This is a genomic window from Nocardia sp. CC201C (assembly GCF_030010695.1).
Taxonomy (GTDB): Bacteria; Actinomycetota; Actinomycetes; order Mycobacteriales; family Mycobacteriaceae; genus Nocardia; species Nocardia otitidiscaviarum.
In genome coordinates, this window is record NZ_JASCXP010000108.1 from 1 (window position 1) to 18,424 (window position 18,424).

The 18,424-nt window shown below is 70.9% G+C and carries 19 protein-coding genes; 10 read left to right on the forward strand and 9 right to left on the reverse strand.

Going from position 1 to position 18,424, the window contains the following annotated elements; genetic code table 11:
* The coding region (locus QK444_RS13990) for a hydroxymethylglutaryl-CoA lyase (protein ID WP_282780437.1) at positions 1-780 on the reverse strand (780 nt) is incomplete at its 3' end.
* Positions 781-875: 95 nt separating this feature from the next.
* Between QK444_RS13990 and QK444_RS13995 the strand changes: the two genes are divergently transcribed.
* The 3 genes from QK444_RS13995 (at position 876) to QK444_RS14005 (ending at position 3,665) form a co-directional block, all read left to right on the forward strand.
* Positions 876-2,090 carry a CoA transferase gene (locus QK444_RS13995; RefSeq protein ID WP_282780439.1) on the forward strand — a complete coding sequence of 405 codons (1,215 nt, stop codon included), beginning with the start codon at positions 876-878 and terminating at the stop codon, positions 2,088-2,090.
* An 11-nt stretch (positions 2,091-2,101) separates the two neighbouring features.
* Complete coding sequence (locus QK444_RS14000) at positions 2,102-2,719, forward strand: isochorismatase family protein (RefSeq protein WP_282780441.1); 618 nt, start codon at positions 2,102-2,104, stop codon at positions 2,717-2,719.
* 103 nt (positions 2,720-2,822) lie between these two features.
* On the forward strand, positions 2,823-3,665 hold the full coding sequence (locus tag QK444_RS14005; RefSeq protein ID WP_282780443.1) for a MerR family transcriptional regulator: 843 nt from the start codon (positions 2,823-2,825) through the stop codon (positions 3,663-3,665).
* On the opposite strand, the gene QK444_RS14010 is transcribed toward QK444_RS14005, so the two are convergent.
* From QK444_RS14010 to QK444_RS14035, 6 genes are all read right to left on the reverse strand, one after another.
* A complete protein-coding gene (locus tag QK444_RS14010; protein ID WP_282780445.1) occupies positions 3,637-4,494 on the reverse strand; it encodes a MerR family transcriptional regulator in 858 nt (285 codons plus the stop codon). The two genes, QK444_RS14005 and QK444_RS14010, sit on opposite strands and share 29 nt — an antisense overlap.
* A 179-nt stretch (positions 4,495-4,673) precedes the next feature.
* Entirely contained in the window at positions 4,674-5,078 is a 405-nt protein-coding gene (locus QK444_RS14015) for a hypothetical protein (RefSeq protein WP_282780446.1), read from the reverse strand.
* The gene (locus QK444_RS14020) at positions 5,075-6,289 is read right to left on the reverse strand and encodes a cyclopropane-fatty-acyl-phospholipid synthase family protein (protein ID WP_282780467.1); all 1,215 of its coding nucleotides are present in this window, start codon (positions 6,287-6,289) and stop codon (positions 5,075-5,077) included. Before QK444_RS14020 ends, QK444_RS14015 begins: the two co-directional genes overlap by 4 nt.
* Positions 6,290-6,733: 444 nt before the next feature.
* A complete protein-coding gene (locus tag QK444_RS14025; protein WP_282780447.1) occupies positions 6,734-7,429 on the reverse strand; it encodes a DUF1365 domain-containing protein in 696 nt (231 codons plus the stop codon).
* Entirely contained in the window at positions 7,426-8,757 is a 1,332-nt protein-coding gene (locus tag QK444_RS14030) for an FAD-dependent oxidoreductase (protein WP_282780469.1), read from the reverse strand. Before QK444_RS14030 ends, QK444_RS14025 begins: the two co-directional genes overlap by 4 nt.
* The gene (locus tag QK444_RS14035) at positions 8,754-9,347 is read right to left on the reverse strand and encodes a lipocalin family protein (protein WP_282780449.1); all 594 of its coding nucleotides are present in this window, start codon (positions 9,345-9,347) and stop codon (positions 8,754-8,756) included. The genes QK444_RS14030 and QK444_RS14035 overlap by 4 nt, the downstream gene beginning before the upstream one ends.
* Positions 9,348-9,475: 128 nt before the next feature.
* On the opposite strand from QK444_RS14035, the gene QK444_RS14040 reads away from it, so the two are divergent.
* Positions 9,476-10,468, forward strand: a complete 993-nt coding sequence (locus QK444_RS14040) for an SDR family NAD(P)-dependent oxidoreductase (protein ID WP_282780451.1) — start codon at positions 9,476-9,478, stop codon at positions 10,466-10,468.
* A gap of 307 nt (positions 10,469-10,775) precedes the next feature.
* On the opposite strand, the gene QK444_RS14045 is transcribed toward QK444_RS14040, so the two are convergent.
* On the reverse strand, positions 10,776-12,098 hold the full coding sequence (locus QK444_RS14045; protein ID WP_282780452.1) for a deoxyribodipyrimidine photo-lyase: 1,323 nt from the start codon (positions 12,096-12,098) through the stop codon (positions 10,776-10,778).
* Positions 12,099-12,246: 148 nt separating this feature from the next.
* Between QK444_RS14045 and QK444_RS14050 the strand changes: the two genes are divergently transcribed.
* On the forward strand, positions 12,247-12,954 hold the full coding sequence (locus QK444_RS14050) for a hypothetical protein (RefSeq protein WP_282780454.1): 708 nt from the start codon (positions 12,247-12,249) through the stop codon (positions 12,952-12,954).
* A gap of 38 nt (positions 12,955-12,992) precedes the next feature.
* Here the strand turns inward: QK444_RS14050 and QK444_RS14055 are convergent, their stop codons facing one another.
* Positions 12,993-13,778: an IclR family transcriptional regulator gene (locus tag QK444_RS14055; protein WP_282780456.1), complete on the reverse strand. Its 786-nt coding sequence runs from the start codon at positions 13,776-13,778 to the stop codon at positions 12,993-12,995.
* Between the two features lie 150 nt (positions 13,779-13,928).
* Here QK444_RS14055 and QK444_RS14060 point away from each other — a divergent pair, with 150 nt between their 5' ends.
* The 5 genes from QK444_RS14060 to QK444_RS14080 form a co-directional block, all read left to right on the forward strand.
* The gene (locus QK444_RS14060) at positions 13,929-14,414 is read left to right on the forward strand and encodes a flavin reductase family protein (protein ID WP_282780457.1); all 486 of its coding nucleotides are present in this window, start codon (positions 13,929-13,931) and stop codon (positions 14,412-14,414) included.
* On the forward strand, positions 14,411-15,697 hold the full coding sequence (locus tag QK444_RS14065) for an acyl-CoA dehydrogenase family protein (RefSeq protein ID WP_282780459.1): 1,287 nt from the start codon (positions 14,411-14,413) through the stop codon (positions 15,695-15,697). The genes QK444_RS14060 and QK444_RS14065 overlap by 4 nt, the downstream gene beginning before the upstream one ends.
* Positions 15,694-17,082 carry an aldehyde dehydrogenase family protein gene (locus QK444_RS14070; RefSeq protein WP_282780461.1) on the forward strand — a complete coding sequence of 463 codons (1,389 nt, stop codon included), beginning with the start codon at positions 15,694-15,696 and terminating at the stop codon, positions 17,080-17,082. The genes QK444_RS14065 and QK444_RS14070 overlap by 4 nt, the downstream gene beginning before the upstream one ends.
* A complete protein-coding gene (locus tag QK444_RS14075; protein WP_282780463.1) occupies positions 17,079-18,221 on the forward strand; it encodes an FAD-dependent oxidoreductase in 1,143 nt (380 codons plus the stop codon). The genes QK444_RS14070 and QK444_RS14075 overlap by 4 nt, the downstream gene beginning before the upstream one ends.
* On the forward strand, positions 18,218-18,424 hold a 207-nt coding region (locus QK444_RS14080; RefSeq protein ID WP_282780465.1), incomplete at its 3' end, for a hypothetical protein. The genes QK444_RS14075 and QK444_RS14080, both read left to right, overlap by 4 nt.

Consider the following 18,424-nt stretch of genomic DNA (forward strand, 5'->3'; position numbering starts at 1 on the left):
GATATCCATGCGGTGCAGCAGGTACAGCAGATCCTCGGTGGCGATATTGCCGGTGGCGGCGGGTGCGAACGGGCAGCCGCCGACCCCGCCGGTGCTGGCATCCAGGATGCGCGCACCCGCCTCCAGCGCGGCAACGGCATTGGCGTAGCCGGTGTTCCGGGTGTTGTGGAAGTGGCAACGGACGGGGATGCCCGGAGCCAGCGCGGCAGTGCCCGCCACCAGTGTGCGAACCCGATCGGGGGTGCCGACGCCGATGGTGTCGGCCAGGGCGATCTCGTCGGGTTCGGCGGCGGCGACCCGGCGCACCAGATCCAGCACGGCGGCGGCGGACACCTCCCCCTCGAAGGGGCAGCCGAAAGCGGCGGCGATGGTGACGGTGCGCCGGACGCCGTGTGCCGCGGCGCGCCGGGCCAGCGCCGACCAGCGCTCCACCCCCTCGGCGGTGGTGCAGTTCTGATTGCGCCGACTGAACGTATCCGTCGCCACCACAACCACATTGATCTCGTCGACATCGGTCGCCAGGGCGCGGTCCAGACCCCGGTCGTTGAATACCAGGCCCGCGTACGAGACGCCGGGCACCCGGGGGACGCCCGCCATCACCGCCTCCGCGTCCGCCATCTGCGGAACCCGTTGCGGATTCACGAAACTCACGGCTTCGATGCGGCGCAGCCCGGCCTCGACCGATCGTTCGATCAGGCGGATCTTGTCGGCGGTCGCGACGATCGCGCGCTCGTTCTGCAATCCGTCGCGCGGGGCGACCTCCAGCACGGTGACTTCCACGCCCAACCTCCAGCATTCACTCGTCTTGCCGCCCTGTTTCTCTCAGGGATACAGTGTTACCACTCTCGCACACTTTACCGAAATGGAGGCGACGCATGGCCGCCGCACCGCACCCGACCCCCGGGCCGCTGGCCGATCTGCGCGTGATCGAGATGGGCCAGTTGTTGGCCGGGCCGTTCTGCGGACAGTTGCTCGGCGACTTCGGAGCGGAGGTGATCAAACTCGAAGCGCCCGGCAGTGGAGATCCCATGCGCCAGTGGGGCCGGGAACAGTCCCAGGGCAAATCGCTGTGGTGGCCGGTGGTGGCGCGCAACAAGAAGTCGGTCACCTGCGATCTGCGCCAGGCGGAGGGCCAGCGGCTGGCACGCGAACTCATCGCGCGCGCCGATATCGTCATCGAGAACTTCCGCCCCGGCACCATGGAGCGCTGGGGACTCGACTACAACCGCCTGCGGGCCGACAATCCCGGCCTGATCATGGTGCGCGTCACCGGATACGGCCAGACCGGGCCGTACGCGCCGCGCGCCGGATACGGCTCCATCGGTGAGGCCATGGGCGGCATCCGCTACACCACCGGCGATCCCGACCATCCGCCCGCGCGCACCGGTATCTCCCTCGGCGATTCGCTGGCCGCCGTCTTCGCGACCATCGGCACCCTGACCGCGCTGCACCACCGGGAACGCACCGGACAGGGTCAGCTGGTGGACTCCGCCATCTACGAGGCGGTGCTGGCCATGATGGAATCCCTGCTGCCCGAATTCGCGGTCACCGGCTATCAGCGCGAGCGTACCGGCTCGGTGCTGCCGAATGTCGCGCCCAGCAACGTGTATCCGACCGCGGCGGGCGAGATGATCCTCATCGCGGCCAACCAGGACACGGTGTTCGCGCGACTGGCCGAACTCATGGGCCATCCCGAATTGGCGACCGACGAGCGGTATTCCACCCATACCGGCCGGGGCGCGCGGATGGCCGAACTCGACGATGTCATCGCCGCGTGGACGGTCACCGCCACCGCCGACGAACTGCTGGAGCGACTGCACGGCGCGGGCGTTCCGGCGGGCCGGATCTACACCGCCCGGGATATGTTCGCCGATCCGCACTTCGCGGCGCGCGAGGCCATCGTGCGGATCGCGCATCCGGAGTTCGGCGAGCTGCCCATGCACAATGTGGTGCCCAAACTCAGCGCCACCCCCGGCACCATCCGGCACTGCGGCCCGGAACTCGGCGAGCACAATGCCGACGTGTACGGCGGCGTGCTCGAACTGTCCCCCGACCGCATCGCCGCACTCGCCGACAGCGGCGTCATCTGAGGGGAGCACCCGTGAAGGATCTCACCGAGGACGCGCGCAGCGCCGGCTACGGGCAGCGCCTCGGGTCCGGACAGCGGCCCGCCGTGCTGGTGGTCGATATCTGCGCCGCCTATCTGACCGACGGATCGCCGCTGCGCGCGCCGGTGGAGGACGCGGTGACAGCGGCCGCCGCCGTGGTGCACCGGGCCCGCGCGGGCGGCCATCCGGTGCTGTTCACCCGGGTCAGCTATCGGCCCGGCACCGCGGAGGGCGGACTGTTCCGCCGCAAGGTGCCCACCCTGGCGGTCTTCGAGGAGGGCAACCCGCTCGCCGACTTCCTCGACGACCCCGCCCCGCTGCCCGGGGAATGCGTGGTGGTCAAGCAGTATCCCAGCGCCTTTCACGGCACCGCGCTGGCCGCCAACCTGACGGCGGCCGGTATCGACACCCTGCTCATCACCGGTCTCACCACCAGCGGCTGTGTGCGCGCCACCGCCACCGACGCGCTGCAACACGGCTTCCGGCCCATGGTCGTCGCCGATGCCTGCGGCGACCGCGACCCGCGCCTGCACGATGCCAATCTCTACGATCTGGACGCGAAGTACGCCGATGTCCTCAGCCTGGACGCGGCACTGCGCCTGCTGCCCTGACCAGGCCCGCACCCGGGATCTCCGGATGCGGGCCGGGCACGCGGTGCGGACACTCGCGCCGGGTGTGATCGGATCGGTCGGACGCGGCAGGCACAATCAGGACATGCCAGACGGTCCCAAGCCCACCTCCGAGCACGCCGGATACTCCGTGCGCACGGTGGCCGAGCGGATCGGGGTCCCCACCGCCACCCTGCGCAGTTGGAACCGGCGCTACGGCATCGGACCGCAGCAGGACCGGCCGGGTCGGCACCGCCTGTACACCGAGGCCGATATCGCGGTGCTCACGCGGATGGTGGATCTCATCCGGGCCGGTGCGACCCCGGCCGGAGCGGCCGCCACCGCCCGCGGTCCCGCGCTGTCGCTCGGCGACAAGGCCGCGCTGCTCACCGCCGCGTTCGCGTTGGAGAGCCGGGCGGTGTGCGCGCTGCTGGACACCCACCTGCGCGATTACGGGGTGATCGACACCTGGGATCGGCTGTGTCGCCCCGCCTTCGCCGATATCGTGGCGCGCCAGCTCGACGGGGAGGGCTGCGTCGACGTGGAACATCTGTTGTCCTGGTGCATCATCGCCACCCTGCACCGCGCCGCGCCGCCGCCGGACACCCCGCCCGGACCGGTGGTGCTGGCCTGCACCAGCGGCGAAACCCATTCGCTGCCACTGGAAGTGCTACGCGCCGCCCTGGCCGAACGCGGCACGGGCGCGCATATGCTCGGCCCGGACGTGCCGACCGCCGCCCTGGCCGACACCCTGGCGCGGCTGCCGTCCCCGGCCACCGTCCTGCTGTGGTCGCAGCAGGAGTCCACCGCGCTCACCTCGGCGATCCGGGTGTGCGACAACGCCGACGCGACGGTCTACCTCGGCGGCCCCGGATGGGACACCCTCATCCTGCCCGCATCCGCCACCCGGCTGGACAGTCTCAGTGCGGCGGTCGATCGTCTCGGCTGAGTTCCTCCACCGCGGCCAACGCCGCCTCGAGCGAGTCGACATGGCGGATATCGTGCGCGAATCGTCTTCCCGCCCAGCCCGGTCCGGCCAGCACCAGATCGATCGCCGGGTTGTCGGCGATCCGGATCGGTTCCGGGCGTGCCGTATCCGATGTCTGCGACCAGAGCACCACGACGGCCGGACCGGCCCGGCGGGCGAGCGCGTCGAGCAGAGCGTCGACGGGCACGGCGGCACCGAGCATGAGGGTGGGCCGCCCGCGTTCGGCCAACGCGGCGCGCAACACCTCCAGCGGCAGCACGTGATGCTCCTCGGCCGCGCAGGCCAGCACGATCGGCCGCGCCCGGTCCTTGTCGGTCTGGGCGGGCACGGTGCGGTGCAGGCCGGTGGTCAGTGCCCACGACAGCACGTGCTCCACGTCGATGTAGCCGTCGCCGCGGCGCTGCCGATCCACGATCGCGCCGAAGGCGGGGCGGCACAGCCGATTCCACGTCGCCACCACGCCGTGGTGCGCCAGGTGCGCGGTGACCAGGGAGAGCAGTGCGGAGACGTCCATGCGTTCGGCGGCGGCTACGACCGGTTCGACGTCGCCGAGCGGGGGTGCGGGACCCAGTACGGTTTTCGCCGCCCGCGCCGCACTGACCGGACTCGCCCCGGCGCGCACCAGTTCCACCATGCGTGTCACCACGGCGAGGTCCTCGGTGGTGTAGTGGCGGTGCCGGCCGGGCCGGTGCCGCTGTGGGCCGAGCCCGTAGCGCTGATTCCAACTGCGCAGCGTCGCGACGGGAAGGCCGAGCAGTTTCGCCACCGAACCGACCGTGTACTCGGTCACGACAGACACCTCGGTCGGCTCGGCCACAACGGGCTCATCCGCCGGCTCGGTCGCACCGCGAGCCTCGGTCGGCTCGATCGGCTCGATCGCACCACGAGCCTCGGTCGACTCGATCGGCTCGATCGCACCGCTAGCCTCGGTCGACTCGTCGGGCTCGGTCCGCGTCGGGTCGGCGCGCATCAGCGCACCGCGTCGTTCCCGACCGACGCGCGCCGACCCGCACCCCACCGCTCGTATCCGGCGCTCACGGCACACAGCAGACCCCAGCCGGAGGTCACCAGCAGTGTGTTCGGCCGTTCGGGTCGTCCGCGCAGCGCCCGGGCCAGCACCACGGTATCGGCGGTGTCGGACGCCACCCGGATCGCGGTGGCGGCCCGCCGCGCCCGCGGATCGGTCGCGCCCGCCATGACCAGCCCGGAGGCCAGGTCCCGCAGCGCGATCAGGCGGGCCAGCGGCCGCAACTCCGGTTCCTCGTCGGTGCCCAATCCGGCCGGATGCAGCATGATCTCGGGCCGGATGGCCACCGCGAGACCGTAGACCGCGGTCGCGAGGCCGAGTAGTCGGGTCGGGGTGGCGGGGTTCATCGGGTCACCTCCGGGTGTTCGAGGACGAGTTGCACCACATTCAGGTAGCCGGATCGGAAGCCCGCTTCCGAGTAGGCCAGGTAGAGCCGCCACATCCGGCGGAAGGTGCGGTCGAAACCCTGTGCGGCCACCCGCTCGGTCTCGGCGGTGAAGCGCTCCCGCCACAGCCGCAGGGTGTGCGCGTAGTGCGGGCCGATCTCCTTCCGCTGCACCACCCGCAGTCCGGTGTGCTCCGAAAGCCGCTGGGACAGCAGCGTTTCCGAGGGTAGGAAGCCGCCGGGGAAGATGTACTTGTGCACCCAGGTGTAGGTGCGTCGGCTGGCCAGCATCCGGTCGTGCGGCATGGTGATGGCCTGGAGGGCGCTCCGGCCGCCGGGGGCCAGCACTCGTTCCAGGGTGGTCAGGTAGTCGGGCAGGTAGTCGTAGCCGACCGCCTCGATCATCTCCACCGAGACCACGGCGTCGTACCGGCCGTCCACGGCACGGTAGTCGAGCAGGTCGATGGTGACCCGGTCCGCCAGCCCGGCCGCGGCGACCCGCTCCCGGGCCAGTCGGCGCTGTTCCCGGGAGAGCGTGATGGAACGCACCGTGGCCCCGCGCGCCGCCGCCCGGATGGCCAATTCGCCCCAGCCGGTGCCGATGTCGAGTACCGAGGTGCCCGGGCCGACACCGGCGCCGTCGAGCAGTCGGTCGATCTTGCGGCGCTGGGCGGCGGCGAGGTCGCCCCATACCGGTGGTGGGTCCAGCCGGTCGAAGTCCGCCGCCGAATAGGTCATGGTCTCGTCCAACCACAGCGCGAAGAAGTCGTTGGACAGGTCGTAGTGATGTGCCGCGTTGCGCGCCGCACCCGATGCGGTGGCACGCATCCCACGCGGCAGTCGCGGCAGGCACAGCGTCCGCAGGGTCTGCAGTGACCGCGGGATCAGCCGGTCGATATGCGCGGCCAAGACGGTGAGCACGCCGGGCAGATCGGGTGCGGACCACTCCCCGGCCATGTACGACTCGCCGAAGCCGATGAGTCCGCCGTCCGCGATCCGCCCCGCGAAACCGCCGGGGTCGTGGATCAGCATGCGGGGTGCGGTCGGATCGTCGGCGCTGCCCAGGACACGGCCGTCGGGGAATTCCACCCGCAGCGGCAGCCCGCGCACGGCATTGCGGAACAGTGCGGCCGCCACCGGCCGCCCCAGGGCGGCCCGCCAGCCGCGCGGCACCCGGTGCGGTTCGGCCCAGCGGTCGTCACGGGATTCGGCGTCGTGCGGCGCGCTGTCGCGCGCATCGACGTGGCGCACATCGACATCGTGCGCATCAGCGTCGTACGTGTCGGCGGCGTGTGCGTCGGGCGCCTGCGCATCAGCGTCGCTCGCGTCGAGAGCGTGCGTGTCGGCATCGCGTACGTCGAAGGCGCGCGCGTCAGCGTCGCTCACGTCGAAGGCGTGCGTGTCGGCATCGCGTACGTCGAAGGCGCGCGCGTCAGCGTCGCTCACGTCGAAGGCGTGCGCGTCAGCGTCGCTCACGTCGAAGGCGCGCGCGTCAGCGTCGCTCACGTCGAGAGCGTGCGCATCAATGTCGCTCGCGTCGGGCGCGCGCGCATCCGTGGCGTGCGGCTCGACCGGAGCGCTCGCCCGGGGGCAGTGGGATGTGGTCACGACAGCCTCCTACGAGATGTGTTGTGGTCGCGGCAGTACCGGCAGGCCGCGCGCCCACAGCCGCAGCCCCTGCCAGCGGATGCGCGCCGTCACCCGCCAGGTCTCCAGCGGGTGGGCGAGCAGTACGCGCGCCAGGGTGCGCGGGTCCGCGGGCAGCACTCGCCCGGACATGCTGGCGGCGAAGAAGGTTCGCCCGTCCGGTCGGTCCAGCACGATCGCCAGGCGCAGCCGGTCGGTCGGCACCGGGGCGCGCAGCCGGTAGCGTCCGGCCACCGGATTGAACGGCGAGACGTGGAACCGTTTGGCCACGGTCGATTCCGCGCGCGCATCGGGTTCCACCACGTAGCGGTGCACGCCGCCGTAGGTGTTGTGCACCTCGGCGACCACCGCGCGCACCGCTCCGGCGCGGTCGTGGCACCAGTAGACGGTCAGCGGATTGAAGACGTAGCCGAGCACGCGGGCGTTGGTGAGCATGAGAACGCGTCCGCCGCCCGCGTCGATCCCGGCGTCCGTGAGACAGCGTTCCACCATGGCCCGCACGTCGCGACCGTCGTCGAGGCGCGCGAACGGCCGCAGATACCACGGCAGCCGCGGCGGTTCGTCCAGGTCGACCAGCCAGCTGTAGCTGCGATAGGTGAACCGGTGCCGGACCGGCTCGGTGCGAGTGTGCCGGATGACGGTCCGCACCAGCCGGGGCGCGGTCACGACGGCTCCCCGGCGGCCACCGCCACCGTGGACGGGCGCCGCGCCCACCGGCCGCCGATGCGTTCGGCGGCGCGCAGTCCCGACAACGCGCCGTCCTCGTGGAAGCCCCACCCGTGGTAAGCGCCCGCGAAAGCCACCGTGTGATCGCCGATCTCGCGCAGGCGATGGCGCGCGGCCATGGATTTCGGCGTGTACTGCGGATGTTCGTAGGTCATGGTGGCGAGCACGGTCTCCGGCGCGACCCGATCACCGTCACCGAGGGTGACCAGGAAGCGCCGGTCGGCGGATTCGGTCAGCCGCTGCAATCGGGAGACGTCGTAGCTGACCAGCACGCGGTCGGGGGCGGCCGCGCAATCCGGCAGCCGGTAGTTCCAGGAGGCCCGCGCGCCGGAACGGCGCGGCAGCACCGATTCGTCGGTGTGCAGGATGGTGTGGTTCACCGAATACGGCAGTGCCCCCAGGATCTCGGCCTCGGCCGTCGTCGGTGATTCCAGCAGCCGCAGCGCCTGATCGGGGTGGGTGGCGATGACGGCGGCGTCGAAGAAGTCCACCCGGTCGGCGTCGTCGCGCACCGCGACCGTCCGCGCGCCCCGGTGCACGGCGCGCACCGGCGTCCCGGACCGCACCGCGTGCATCCGCGCGGCGATGGCCCGCACATAGGTGGCCGACCCGCCGGTGACGGTGCGCCAGGTCGGCGACCCGAACACGGTGAGCATGCCGTGGTGGTCGAGGAAGGTCAGCAGATAGCGCGCCGGATACTCCAGCGCCCGCTGCGGCGGACACGACCACACCGCGGCCACCAGCGGCACCATGAAATGGGAGGTGAAGTACGGCGAGAACCGGCCCGCCGCAAGGAATTCCCCGAGCGTGCGCTCCTCGTCGCCACCGTGGGCGGCGAGTTCGTCGCGGGCGAGCCGGTGGAAGCGCAGGATCTCACCGAGCATGGCCAGATACCGGCCGCGCCGCAGGGCGCCCGGTTCCGGGAACAGTCCGCGCAGTCCCTTCGCGCCCGCGTACTCGAGGCCGCAACCGTCGCAGCGCACCGACATCGACATGTCCGATTCCTGTGTGCGAACGCCCAATTCGCCGAACAACCGCAGCAGTGTCGGATAGGTGCGGTCGTTGTGCACCAGGAAGCCGGAGTCGACCCCGAGGGTGTCACCCGAACCGTCGCGGCGGGCCGCCACCCGGTGCGTGTGGGCGTGCCCGCCCAACCGGCCGTCGGCCTCGTACAACACCACATCGGCATCGCGGGCCAGCACCCAGGCGGCGGTCAGGCCCGAGACGCCGCTGCCGATCACCGCCACCCGGCGGTTGGCTCCGGTCAACGCTCGCACAGCGGCACGATCCGCTCGTCGCCGCCGGTGGTGGGCGAGGTCAGGAACAGGCAGGTGTTCAGGCCCGCCGCGTCGATGGCGGCCCGGATGGCAGCCCACTCGTCCGCGCTGCGCGCCGGGGTGCGCGAGAGCACGAATCCGGAGGTGCGCTCCGGATTCACGACCAGTGCCCAGGAGTAGTCCGGATCGATCGCCGTCACCACGTAGTTGGTGGGCGGGTCGGGCTGATTCCAGAAGGTGACGCCCAGTTGCGCATTGGTCACCGGGTCGTTCACCCGAGCCCTGCCGACGATCTCGTCGGTGGTGCCGAACCAGGTGGTGCAGCGGTTGCGGACGGTGATGTCGCCGTCCGGCATCAGGCTGTAGTCGGCGCGGGTGTCGCGGGCGCAGGCGAGGTTGAACGGCTGCGGAATGGCGGCCAGCTGCTGCCACGTACCCAGGTACCGCTCGACGTCGAGCCGGGGCACCGGGGTCACGGGCGCCGCGGACGCGGTCGCCGGCAGCAACGCCCCCACGGCGAGGGCCGCCGCCGCGGTGGCGAGTACCGCCGACATCCTCCGGTGCTGTCGATGTTCCTTCATCGTTCTCCACTCCTTCGCACGAGTCGCTGGACTCGGTCGACGTGCTGGTGCCGACAGCGTACCGTAGAAACGATGCAAAAACGATGCATCATCCGAAATCGCATCGCTACCAGGAAGGCGCCCCCGCTATGCCCGCACGGCCCGCCGATCGGCTCGACGACCTACTCGACCGCACCGTCGTAATCGGCTACACCCGCCTCGGGCTGCGGCTGCGACGCCGATCGTGGCAGCCGATCCCGGCGGACGCGTTACGCGGCAGGACCGCACTGGTCACCGGTGCGAACTCCGGAATCGGCCAGGCCACCGCCACCGGCCTGGCCCGGCTCGGGGCACGGGTGACGCTGCTGGTGCGCGATGTCGATCGCGGCCGCCGGGCGGCCGCCGCGATCGCGGCCACGGTTCCCGGCAGCGCGCCGCGCGTCGACGAGTGCGACGTGTCCAATCTGCTGCGGGTGCGCGCCTACGCCGAGGCCCGCGCCGCCGCCGCGGAACCCCTCGATATCGTGGTGCACAATGCGGGGGTGCTGCCGTCGAGCCGGACCGAGAGTCCCGATGGCCACGAACTGTCCCTGGCGACCCACGTGCTCGGCCCGCTGCTGATGACCGAACTGCTCGCCCCCACTCTCGCCCGGTCGGATTCGGCCCGGGTGATCCTCATGTCCTCGGGCGGGATGTACACGCAGCCGCTGCCGGTGGTGGATATCGAGTACCGCACCGGTCGCTACCGGGGCGCGGCGGCGTACGCCCGCAGCAAGCGAGTGCAGGTCGCACTGACCCCGATCCTCGCCGAACGCTATGCCGCGCAGGGTATCTCGGTGCATGCCATGCATCCGGGCTGGGTGGACACCCCGGGCATCACCGCCGCCCTGCCCGGCTTCCGGCGCGCGGTGCGCCCACTGCTGCGCACCGCCGCGGAGGGTGCCGACACCGCCGTATGGCTGGCGACCGCCGATGTGCCGTCCGGCCTGTTCTGGCACGACCGGCGCTCCCGGCCCACGCACTACCTGCGCCGCACCCGGGAACTGCCGGGCGACCGCGAACGCGTGTGGCGGTACTGCGCGGCGGCGTCCGGGATCGATCCGGACAGCCGCCCTGCCAACCGAGACCAGCCTGTCGACTGAGACCGGCCGGTCGACCGAGACCAGCCTTGGTCGCCCGCGCCTACGACAGCGCGACGCTGCAACGCCTCGCGTACCGGCCGCCGCAGGATCAGATGGTGGCCGAACTGCGCGCCGCCGGTTCCCGCCGAATCGCCGGAGTATGGAGGCCGCCGAGGTGACGGCCACCGACGATCCGGCGGCGGACCGCACCGTCGACGCGGTGGTGCAGCCGGGGCTGCAGGTGGCGGAACGGTCGATGCATTCGACCGAGACCAGCCAGCCCGACCGACGCCGGTCGGTTGGCAGTCGGTCGGCGGACGAGAGTCGCTCACATGCCGCGGAATTCGACGATGGGGGCCGGATACACCGATGCGGGCACACCGGCGCGCCACGGCCGGTGCACCTCGCCGCCCGGCAGGTCCGCGAGCTCGGGCAGCCAGCGACGCACGTAGTCGCCGTCGGGGTCGTAGCGTTCGGACTGCAACAGCGGGTTGAGCACCCGGCTGGACCGGGTATCGGTGCCGGTTCCGGCGGCCCACTGCCAGTTCAGCCGGTTGTTGGCGAGGTCGGCGTCGACCAGCCAGCGCTCGAAGTGCGCGGCGCCGCGCCGCCAGTCCACGCGCAGCGTCTTGCTCAGGAAGCTGGCCACGATCAGGCGGGCGCGCCCCGGCATCCACCCCTGGGCGAGCAACTGACGCATGGCCGCGTCCACGACCGGGTAGCCGGTGCGTCCGGCTCGCCACGCCGCGAGACCCGTGCGGTCGTCGAGCCAGGTCCGGCTCTCGGACCGGTAGTCCGCGTGCGCGACCTCGGTCCGGTCGGCCAGCACCTGGTGATGGAAGTCCCGCCAGGCCACCTGTCGCACGAAGGCGTGACCGCCCGGGGACGAGGCATCGGTGCGATACACCACCTCCGCCGGCGAGAGGCAGCCGAAGTGCAGGTAGGGCGACAGACCCGAGGTGCCCTCGACCGCCAGCAGATCCTTGCCGTCCGCGTACCGCTCGACCGGTCCGGACAACCAGTGCGCCAGCAGCTCACGGCCGGTGATCTCACCGCCCACTCGCAGTTCCGGCGAACCCGGCTGGTCACACAGGTCGGCCGGATCGGGTATCGGATCGCTGGCGATATCGGGCACGGTCAACGTGTCGGGGGCGGGCAGCGGTGACCGCATGGGCGTTTCCAGCCAGCGGCGGAAGTAGGGCGTGAACACCGCGTAGTGGCCGCGACCGGTATCGGGTTTCACCTCGGCGGGATCGACCGCGGTGATCGACGCCGCGTGCGTGCGCAACCGGCGGCCACCGGCCGAGAGTCGCTCCCACAGGGCATTCTCGCGGTCGCGGCTGTAGCGGCTCACATCCTCGGCGATATGCACGGTGCGCGCGCCGACCTCGGCCGCCACCCGTTCGACCTCGTCGACCACGCGGCCGTGCCGCACGATCAGCCGACCGCCCCGGGACCGCAGTTCGGTATCGAGTTCGGTGAGTGCCGCCCGGAGGAATCGCAGCCGGTTGGGCGCGGCCGTTCTCGACAGGATGGCCTCGTCGACGACGAAGAGGGGTACCACCTCCGTCCCCTCGTGGTGGGCGGCGGCGAGCGCCGGATTGTCACGCATGCGCAGGTCGCGGGTGAACAATGCGATGGAGGCAGCCATACCACCAGCATACGCTCAAATCGATGCACAACCGATTCAACCCGGGCGGTAGCAAACACTTTGTTTGTGGAAACACCGTTTCGATGTGACACTATCGGCGGTATCCGAGTACGAAACCGTGTTTCGCACAAGAGAACAGAGGCAACGTATGGGAGCGCATCCGAACGGCTGGTGGATCCTGCTGCACCTGGTGCTGTTCGTGTTCTGGCTGGGCGGCGATCTGGGCGTGTACTACTCCAGCCGCTTCGTGATCGATCCGCGGCTCACCCCGGCCGCCCGGTCCTCCGCACTGGCCATCATGAGCGGACTCGATCTGGGTCCGAAAATCTGCCTGGTGCTGTTCCTGCCCAGCGGCGTCACCCTGATGGCCCTCGAACCGCACGGGGCGTCGCTGTTCGGCATCGACTTCTTCCCCTGGTGGTTCGTCGTGGCGGTCTGGCTGTTCGCCGCGGTGTGGTTGACACTGGCCGTCATCGCGCATCGCACGCACGGACGCCTCGCGGGCATCCATCGCGCCGATCTGGCCATCAGGGTGGCGGTCATCGCGGGGGCGCTGGCGTCGGGTGGCTACGCGCTGGTGGCTGCCGAGCCGTTCGGCGTCACCACCGATCCGCGCTGGCTGGGCGGCAAGATCCTGCTCTACGGCCTCGCCATCGCGGCGGGGCTGGGCATCCGAATGACCTTGCGCCCCTTCGGCCCCGCCTTCGCGACCCTGATGTCCGAGGGCTCCAGCGAGCCGGTGGAGCGCACGCTGCGACGCAGCGTGGACGGCTGCCTGCCCTATGTGTGGACGATCTGGGGCAGCGTGCTCGCGGCGGCCGCACTGGGCGTACTCAAGCCCGGCGCGGATCTGTGAGACGGCGCGGTCATCCAGAACAACCCACCCCGACGTCGTCAGCCCGCGTACCCCAGTTGCGCCGACACCGCGCCCGCCGCCTTCTGCAACATCGGCACGTACTCTTTCAGCCGCGGTTCGAAGCGCGACAGCGGCCCGCACACACTGATCGCGGCCACCACGCCGCCGTCGTGGTCGAGCACCGGGGCCGCGACCGAGGCCGCGCCGATCTGCCGCTCCCCCAACGAGATCGCGTATCCACGCTTGCGCACCTCGGCCAATTCGGTGCGCAGCTTGCGCGGGGTGGTGATGGTGGCGTCGGTGAAAGGGGTCAATTCGTGGCGGTCCAGGTACTCGTCGATCTCCTCCTCGCGCAGGAAGGCCAGGATGGCCTTGGAGGAGCTGCCCGCGTGCAGCGGATACGGCACGCCGAGGGCGACCTCCATCCGCAGTTCCTGATCCGGCACCACCTGATCCACGTACATGCGGGTGTCACCCCGCCGAATGGACAGGGTGGCGGTCTCCCCGGTCTGCGCGGCCAGGCGGCGCAGTTCCGGTGCCGCCATGACCCGCAGGTCGGTGCGCGCGAGATAGGCGCGCCCCAGCGCGATGGCGGCGTGGCCGAGCGCGTAGCGACGGGTGGTGGGCTCCAGGGTGATCAGTTCGCGATTGCGCAGCGCCGTCAGGATGCGGTGCACCGCGGCCTTGGTCAGCCCCAGTTCGTTGGCGATCTCGGTGACCCCCAGATCGGGTCGTCCGGTTCGGCCGAACAGTAGCAATACATCCATGGCGCGCTCGACGGCGGCGATGGAACGACTTTGATTCTCGGCCTCGGTGTCCGACACGCCTACAGCTTAGGGCACACCATTTCCCATTGGGAAACACCCCGCCGAATCCCGCGAGAACTGGCCATTTTCGTCGCACCGCTTGCACCGCACTCATCCAGGGCGTTACCTTGTGCGTAACAATGTTTCCACTACCGAAACGGAAACCCTGTGAGTTCGACGAATCTCCGTGCGGTACTGGCACAGTGGGCCACCGGCGTCGTCGTGGTGACGACCATCCGCGACGACGGCGGGCGGCACGGCATGACGGCCAGTTCCTTCACCAGTGTGGCCCTGGATCCGCCATTGGTCTCCATCAGTCTGACCACGGCCAGCACCACCTGCCGACTCATCCGCCGCAGCGGGGTGTTCGCGATCAATGTGCTCGGCCACGATCACGAGGAGATCGGGCGGCGCTTCGCCACCGCGAGCGACGATCCCGCCGCCCGCTTCGCACTCGGCGACTGGGATACCGCACCCAGCGGAGCGGCGATCCTCACCGACGCGGTGGCCTGGCTCGACTGCGCGGTCGCCGCCTGCCACCCGGCCGGGGACCACACCATCGTCCTCGGCCTGGTCCAGGACGCGGCCCGGCCCCGGCCCGCACCCCCGCTGATCTACCACGACCGCACCTACCACGAGGGGATTGCCCGATGACCGCCGAACGACCGACCGGCCAACGGCTCGTCGAAGATATGACCGATGCGGAACGGCAGCGCGCCGAACGCGTCGACGCCGTGCTGCCCGCCCTGCGGGCGGCCGCCGAGGAGGCCGATCGCACCGCCACCTTCCCGGCCTCGCATATCGGACTGCTGCGCGACGCCGGACTGCTCGGCCTGGTGGTGCCGGAGAAGTTCGGCGGCCTCGGCGGCACCCTGCGCGATCTGGCCGCCGCTACCTTCGCCATGGGCACGGCCTGCCCGTCCACGGCGCTGGCGTACTTCTTCCACAACACCAGCGCCTCGCGCGGGCTGCTGCCGCTGGAGGCGATCGACGCCGGACTCTTCGCCGCCGAGGAGATCCCGGTGGTGCGCGCCTTCGCCGAGAAGGTGCTGACCCGCATGGCCGACGGCGTGTGGCTGGCCAACTTCGCCTCCGAGTCGGTGAAGACCGCCAAGGCCAACATCACCATCGCCACCACCGCGCGCAAGGTGGAGGGCGGTTGGATGCTCCAGGGCGAGAAGTCCTTCGGCTGCGCGACCGGGGTGGCCGACTACTACCTGACCTCGGCCAAGCTGGAGGGCTACGAGACCGCCGAGGGGTTGGCGACCTTCTTCGTACCGCGCGACGCACCCGGGGTGAGCATGCGCGCCCCCTGGGACGGACTCGGTATGCGGGCCACCGCCAACAACGGCATCCGGCTCGACGAGGTGTTCATCCCCGAGGACGAGGCCCTTGCGGTTCCGGGCGCGTTCACCAAGATGCTCACCATGAGCAGAGGCAGTTTCGTCGGCAATCAACTCGCCATCGCGGCGGTGTACACCGGCTGCGCGCAGCGCGCCTACGACGAGACCCTGACCGCGACCACACGCAAGACCTTCGCCGACACCGGGGAGCCCATCGCCTCCTCGCCCGTGCACCAGGTACTGATCGGGGAGATGACCCGCCAGTTGCGCACCGCCTACCTGTGGCTGCGCTATCAGCTGAGCATCGAGACCGCGGAGCCGCCGATCACACCGAAGTCGGAGGTGTTCACCCAGTGGCGGCTCGGCAAGGGCGCGGTCACCGAAGCCTGCTTCCAGGTGGCCCTCGGAGCGCTCAAGGCGGGCGGCACCTCGGCGGCGTCCATGGGCGGTCCGGCCGGGCGCGCGCTGCGCGATCTCGCCATGGGACTGGTCATGACGTTCCCGGCCGAGCGGGGCATGCTCGAGGTGGCGCGCATCGTCACCGACGCCGAGGCCAACGAGCTGTTCACCACCGCGCCCGAGGCGGCGCGATGAGCGCGGCGCTGCCCGAGATCCTCGATCTGATCGACGGCGAGTGGGGCACGCCGAGCGTGGATCTCGGTCTGGCACTGGAGGATCCGGCCACCGGAGCCCCGGTGGCCCGGGCCGTCGCCACCGCCCCGGAGCGTGTCGATCGCGCACTCACGGTGGCGGACAACGTGTCCGGAGCCATCACCCCGGACCTGCTCGACGCCGTCGCCGACGGCCTGGAGCCGCTGCTGCCCCGCATCACCGAACTCGACGCCCGCGCCACCGGCGTGCCGATCCGGCAGACCGAACCCCTGGGCATGATCGTGTCGGGCGCGTTCCGTCTCGCCGCCGAACAGCTTCGAGCGGGTGTGCTGCGAGCCGACGTGGCGGGGGTGCGGGTGCGGCGGCTGCCGCTGGGTCCGGCACTGTGCCTGGTGCCGTGGAACGCACCCGCCCCGATGGCCGCGCACAAGGTGGCCAACGCCCTGGCGGCGGGGTGCCCGGTCATTCTGAAGGTCAGCGAATTCGCGCCCTACAGCACGATTCCACTGGCCGAGGTGATCTCCGACCATGTGCCCGCCGGGATGTTCCAGCTGGTGCAGGGCGGTCCGGCGACCGGTGCGCAACTGGTCGCGGACCCGCGCGTCAAGGCCGTCTCCTTCACCGGCGGGCTGCCCGGGGGCCGCTCCATCGCCACGGTGTCGGCTCCCCTGCTGCGACCGTGCCAGCTCGAACTGGGCGGCAACAATCCCCTCGTGGTGCTGCCCGACGCCGATCTCGACACCGCCGCGCGCATGGCGGCCGAACTGCTCACCACCCTCAACGGTCAGTGGTGCCGGGCGCTGGGCCGGTTGATCCTGCCTGCCGACCGTGCGGCCGAGATCCTGGACGCCACCGGAAAACGCTTGGCGGCCTTGCGCATCGGGCCACCACTGGATCCTGAGACGGAATTCGGTCCGCTCGTCCATTCCCGCCATGCCCACCGAGTGCGGGCGGCGCTGACCGGACGCCGGTTCCACGCCTACGGCACGCTGCCCGGCGGCGGCAACTATGTGGAGCCCACGCTGCTCGCCGACGATCTCACCGACGAGGTGTTCGGACCGGTCGCCGGAACCGTCACCTACGACTCCGTCGAGGAAGCGGTGCGGCTGGCCAATGCCGTCCCCTACGGACTGGAGGGCTATGTGTGCGGCAGCGACGAGGAGCTGGCCGTCAGCGTGGCGCACCGGATACGCGCCGGTGAGGTCAAGGTCAACGGCTCGTCGATCATGAGCCTGCACCTCATGACACCGCGCCCGGCCTGGGGGCTGTCCGGGCTGGGCGAGGAGGGCACCACCGAAACCCTGCGTTTCTTCACCGGAGCCCGGGTGGTCGGCGTCGAGGGCCGCTTCGCTCTCCACACGTCGTGACCGCCGTCGTGGTGGTGGGGGCGGGCCCGGTCGGCTTGACCGCCGCGCTCACCCTCGCCCGCCGTGGCGTCGCGGTCACCGTGCTCGAACAGGGCGACGGCCTGGCCGCCGAATCACGTGCCTCCACCTTCCATCCGCCCACCCTGGCGATGCTCGCGGATCTGGGGGTGCTGAAACCGCTGCTGGCCCAAGGCATCATCGCGGCCACCTTCCAGTACCGGGAGCGTGGGGGCGGCCCGATCGCCACCCTCGACCTGGGGGTGCTCGCCGACGACACCGACTACCCGTTCCGGGTGCAGTGCGAGCAGAGCAAACTCACGCCCATCCTGCGCGGTGCGTTGCCCGCGCACGCCGACGTGCGTTTCGGCCACGAGGTGCGCGGCCTGTACGCCAGCGACGACGGGGCCGTACTGCACACCTCGCGCGGGCCGGTGCGCGCCGACTGGGTAATCGGCGCGGACGGCGCGCATTCGGCGGTCCGCCACGGTATCGGGGCCGGTTTCGACGGCAGCACCTATCCGGAACGGTTCCTGGTCGCGTCGGTCGACGAGGATCTCGCGGCGGCGCTGCCCGATCTCGCACCGATCAACTACGTCTTCGACCCGGACGAATGGCTGGTGCTACTGCGCACTCCCGAGCACTGGCGGGTGCTGCTGCCCACCCCCGCCGATACCGATGACGACCTCGAATGGTCCCGACTGCCACAGCGTTTGGCGGCCGTCGCGGATCTGGGCCGCCCGTGGCGCATCCGGCACGCCTCGCTGTACCGGGTACACCAGCGCGTCGCCCCGTCGTTCCGCAGCGGCCGGGTGCTGCTCATGGGAGACGCGGCGCATGTGAACAATCCGCTCGGTGGCATGGGTATGAACAGCGGCATCCACGACGCCGTCCAACTCGCCACCGCACTCGCCGATGTGCTCGACGGCGGCACCGAATCCCAACTGGACACGGTGGCCGCCCGGCGGCGCACGGTCGCCGTCGAGCACGTACAACGCGCCAGCCACGACAACTGGCGGCGGCTGCGCGGCGAGGACGAGACCTACCGCGCGCACCTGCGTGAACTGGCGGCCGATCCCATCACCGCCCGCGCCCACCTGCGCCGCGCCTGCCTGCTCGACTCCTTGGAGGCGCCACGGTGATCCGCCACACGACCACGCCGACCGCCGCCGATACCACGGAACACGCGCCCACCACCGCCGTCGATCCTCGATCCCCGCATGCCGCCGGTGGTCTGGTCCGAACACGCTGCGGCCGTCACGGTTTCGCGCGGCGGGGTACGGGTCTGCCCACTCCGGAGGACGGCGTCGTCCGCCGGCGCGGCCAGTCGCGCCGGGTCGGCGCT

Bases quoted from the DNA above. Each gene is read 5' to 3' on its own strand.
- QK444_RS14070 (WP_282780461.1), top strand. From the start codon at position 15,694: ATGAGCGCGGCGCTGCCCGAGATCCTCGATCTGATCGACGGCGAGTGG.
- QK444_RS14040 (WP_282780451.1), top strand. From the start codon at position 9,476: ATGCCCGCACGGCCCGCCGATCGGCTCGACGACCTACTCGACCGCACC.
- QK444_RS14050 (WP_282780454.1), top strand. From the start codon at position 12,247: ATGGGAGCGCATCCGAACGGCTGGTGGATCCTGCTGCACCTGGTGCTG.
- QK444_RS14005 (WP_282780443.1), top strand. From the start codon at position 2,823: ATGCCAGACGGTCCCAAGCCCACCTCCGAGCACGCCGGATACTCCGTG.
- QK444_RS14015 (WP_282780446.1), bottom strand. From the start codon at position 5,078: ATGAACCCCGCCACCCCGACCCGACTACTCGGCCTCGCGACCGCGGTC.
- QK444_RS13995 (WP_282780439.1), top strand. From the start codon at position 876: ATGGCCGCCGCACCGCACCCGACCCCCGGGCCGCTGGCCGATCTGCGC.
- QK444_RS14065 (WP_282780459.1), top strand. From the start codon at position 14,411: ATGACCGCCGAACGACCGACCGGCCAACGGCTCGTCGAAGATATGACC.
- QK444_RS14045 (WP_282780452.1), bottom strand. From the start codon at position 12,098: ATGGCTGCCTCCATCGCATTGTTCACCCGCGACCTGCGCATGCGTGAC.
- QK444_RS14035 (WP_282780449.1), bottom strand. From the start codon at position 9,347: ATGAAGGAACATCGACAGCACCGGAGGATGTCGGCGGTACTCGCCACC.